Annotated in this window: 1 protein-coding gene and 1 pseudogene; both read left to right on the top strand. The window is 67.7% G+C overall.

Translation table 11 applies throughout. From position 1 onward, the window contains the following. Positions 1 to 41 precede the first annotated feature (41 nt). Positions 42 to 1,478, top strand: a pseudogene (aceF, locus tag ABGA94_RS10995) (dihydrolipoyllysine-residue acetyltransferase); the annotation flags it as partial. Positions 1,479 to 1,584: 106 nt separating this feature from the next. Beyond that, on the top strand, positions 1,585 to 3,393 hold the full coding sequence (lpdA, locus tag ABGA94_RS10990) for a dihydrolipoyl dehydrogenase (RefSeq protein ID WP_111127537.1): 1,809 nt from the start codon (positions 1,585 to 1,587) through the stop codon (positions 3,391 to 3,393). The last annotated feature ends 240 nt before the right edge of the window (positions 3,394 to 3,633 follow it).

The raw sequence follows: 3,633 nt of genomic DNA, 5'->3' as shown, positions 1-3,633 counted from the left end.
GGTGCACGGTTACCTGGACATGATGGACCCGGAGGATTTCCCGGGCCGCTGCCCCGGCTGCCGCCACCCAGAGCGCGCCGGCCCCGGCCGCCGCTGCGGCGGCCGCTCCGGCCACTCCGGCCGCCAGCGGTGGCGCAGTGGAAGCGCTGGTGCCGGACATCGGCGACTACGCCGGCATCCCGGTCATCGAAGTGCTGGTCGCCGTCGGCGACACGGTCAAGAAGGACCAGGGTCTGGTCACGCTGGAAAGCGACAAGGCCACGATGGAGGTGCCGTCGTCAGTGGCCGGTGTGGTCAAGGAAATCAAGGTCAAGGTGGGCGACAACCTGTCGCAGGGCGACGTGGTTGCCATCATTGAAGCCGAAGGCGCTGCCGCGCCGGCACCGACCAAGGCGGCGGCTGCCGCTGCTCCGGCTGCCGCCGAGACCGCCACCAAGGTCGAGCCGGTCGCTGTGCCGGCACAGCCGGACAAGCTGGCGGCGCGCGAGATCGCTTCGGCCGGCACCCCGTCCAGCCCGCCGGTGCAGTTCAACGCCGATGGCGTGCTGCCGGCCAAGGTGCCGTACGCCACCCCGGCGGTGCGCGTGTTCGCCCGCGAGCTGGGCGTGGACCTGCTGCAGATCAACGGCACCGAGAAGGGGGGCCGCATCACCAAGGGTGACGTGCAGAAGTTCGTCAAGGCCGCACTCAGCGGTGGTGCGCCGGCAGCTGCCGGTGGCGCCGTCGCCGCCGGTAGTGGCCTGAACCTGCTGCCGTGGCCGAAGGTCGACTTCAGCAAGTTCGGCGAGACGGAAGTGCAGCCGCTGTCGCGCATCAAGAAGATCTCCGGCGCGAACCTGGCCCGCAACTGGGCGATGATCCCGCACGTCACCCAGTTCGAACAGGCCGACATCACCGACCTGGAAGGCCTGCGCGTGGCGCTGAACAAGGAAAACGAGAAGGCCGGCATCAAGCTGACCATGCTTGCCTTCCTGATCAAGGCCAGCGCCGCGGCGCTGAAGAAGTTCCCGGAATTCAACGCCTCGCTCGACGCCAGCGGTGAGAACCTGACCCTGAAGAAGTACTTCCACATCGGCTTTGCCGCCGATACGCCGAACGGCCTGGTCGTGCCGGTCATCCGCGACGTGGACAAGAAGGGCGTGGTGCAGATCGCGCAGGAAACCGGCGAGCTGGCCAAGAAGGCGCGCGACGGCAAGCTGGGCCCGGCCGACATGAGCGGCGGCTGCTTCTCGATCAGCTCGCTGGGCGGCATTGGCGGCACCGCGTTCACTCCGATCGTCAATGCACCGGAAGTGGCCATCCTGGGCGTGTCCAAGTCCTCCATCCAGCCGGTCTGGAATGGCAAGGAGTTCGCGCCGAAGCTGATGCTGCCGCTGTCGCTGAGCTACGACCACCGCGTCATCGACGGCGCCCTGGCCGCACGCTTCACCACGTACCTGTCGCAGGTGCTGGCCGACATGCGCCGCGTGCTGCTGTAAGGCATCGCTTCGCCCCCACCGTGCGGCCGCTGCCCCTGGCGCGGCCGCGTGAACAGATGCAGTGACAGCCCGCCGGCCCTGCCGGCCGGGCACAAGGAAAACCACCATGGCCACGATTGAAGTCAAGGTTCCCGACATCGGCGATTACAGCGATGTTCCGGTGATCGAAGTGTTGGTCGCCGTCGGCGACACGGTGAAGAAGGACCAGGGCCTGGTGACCCTGGAGTCGGACAAGGCCACCCTGGAAGTGCCGTCCTCGGCGGCCGGCGTGGTCAAGGAGATCAAGGTCAAGCTGGGCGATACCCTGTCCGAAGGCGCCGTGGTCGTGGTGCTGGACGCTGAAGGCGCCGCCGATGCCCCGGCCAAGGCCGCTGCGCCGGCTCCGGCTGCGGCCGCTCCGGCCAGCAAGCCGCCGGTGACCCCCTCGCACCGCGCCCCGGCCGAGCCGGTGGCACCGAAGCCGGCGCTGTCCAGTGGCAAGCCGGCCGACATCGAATGCGAAATGGTCGTGCTGGGCTCCGGCCCGGGCGGCTACACCGCCGCCTTCCGCGCCGCCGACGTCGGCCTGGATACGGTGCTGGTCGAGCGCTACGCCAGCCTCGGCGGCGTCTGCCTCAACGTCGGTTGCATTCCGTCCAAGGCGCTGCTGCACGCTGCCGCGGTGATCGACGAAGTGGCCCACGCCGGCGATTTCGGCGTCGAGTTCGGCAAGCCGACCATCACCCTGGACAAGCTGCGCCAGTACAAGGAAAAGGTCGTCAACCAGCTGACCAAGGGCCTGGCCGGCATGGCCAAGCAGCGCAAGGTCCGCAACGTGCAGGGCGTCGGCAGGTTCCTCTCGGCCAACGAACTGGAGATCACCGCCGCAGACGGCAGCACCCAGCTGCTGCGCTTCCAGAAGTGCATCATTGCCGCTGGTTCGCAGGCGGTGAAGCTGCCGAACTTCCCGTGGGACGACAAGCGCGTGATGGATTCCACCGACGCGCTGGAGCTGGCCGAAGTGCCGGGCTCGCTGCTGGTCGTCGGCGGCGGCATCATCGGCCTGGAAATGGCCACTGTGTACAGCGCACTGGGCAGCAAGGTCACCGTGGTCGAGTTCATGGACCAGCTGATGCCGGGCGCCGACAAGGACCTGGTCAAGCCGCTGGCCGACCGCCTGAAGAAGCAGGGCATCGAAGTGCACCTGAAGACCAAGGCCTCGGGCGTCACCGCCGATGCCAAGGGCATCACCGTGACCTTCGAGGCGGCCGAGGAAGGCCAGGCACCGGCGCTGGCGCAGGGCACTTTCGACCGTGTTCTGGTGGCCGTCGGGCGTTCGCCGAACGGCAAGAAGATCGATGCCGAGAAGGCCGGTGTGCAGGTCACCGAGCGTGGCTTCATCCCGGTTGATCGCCAGATGCGCACCAACGTGCCGCACATCTTTGCCATCGGCGACATCGTCGGCAACCCGATGCTGGCGCACAAGGCAACGCACGAAGGCAAGCTGGCGGCTGAAGTGGCTGCTGGCCACAAGAAGGAATGGGTCGCCCGTGTGATTCCGTCGGTGGCCTACACCAACCCGGAAATCGCCTGGGTGGGCGTGACCGAGACCGAAGCCAAGGCCAAGGGCCTGAAGGTCGGCGTGGCCAAGTTCCCGTGGGCCGCCAGCGGCCGCGCGATCGGCATCGGTCGCACCGAGGGCTTCACCAAGCTGATCTTCGATGAGGAGACCCACCGCATCATCGGCGGCGCGATCGTCGGCGTGCATGCCGGTGACCTGCTGGCCGAGATCGGCCTGGCGATCGAGATGGGTGCCGAAGCCGAAGACATCGGCCACACCATCCATGCGCACCCGACACTGAGCGAATCGGTGGCGATGGCCTCGGAAATCTACGACGGCACGATCACCGATCTGTACATGCCGAAGAAGAAGTAAGGCGCCCGCGCCGTTCCGAACGAAAAGCCCCGGCATCTGCCGGGGTTTTTTTGTTGAGCTTCGATCACTCTCATTGCGAGCGTTCGGGCCGCAGCGCGGGTAGTCGAGAGCCACTGCCTGGGCCGCCTGGATGCCTGACACGCGGAGGGAGCGGGGGCTGGGTGCGAAGTAAAGGAGGAGGTGACGGCCGCCGGCCGGCGCCGGGGGACATTCGCCGCCAGCCCCCGCTCCCTCCAGCGC

It is taken from the genome of Stenotrophomonas sp. 3diitr2024 (assembly GCF_042136455.1).
Lineage (GTDB): Bacteria > Pseudomonadota > Gammaproteobacteria > Xanthomonadales > Xanthomonadaceae > Stenotrophomonas > Stenotrophomonas sepilia.
This window is presented reverse-complemented; position numbering and strand designations above follow the sequence as displayed.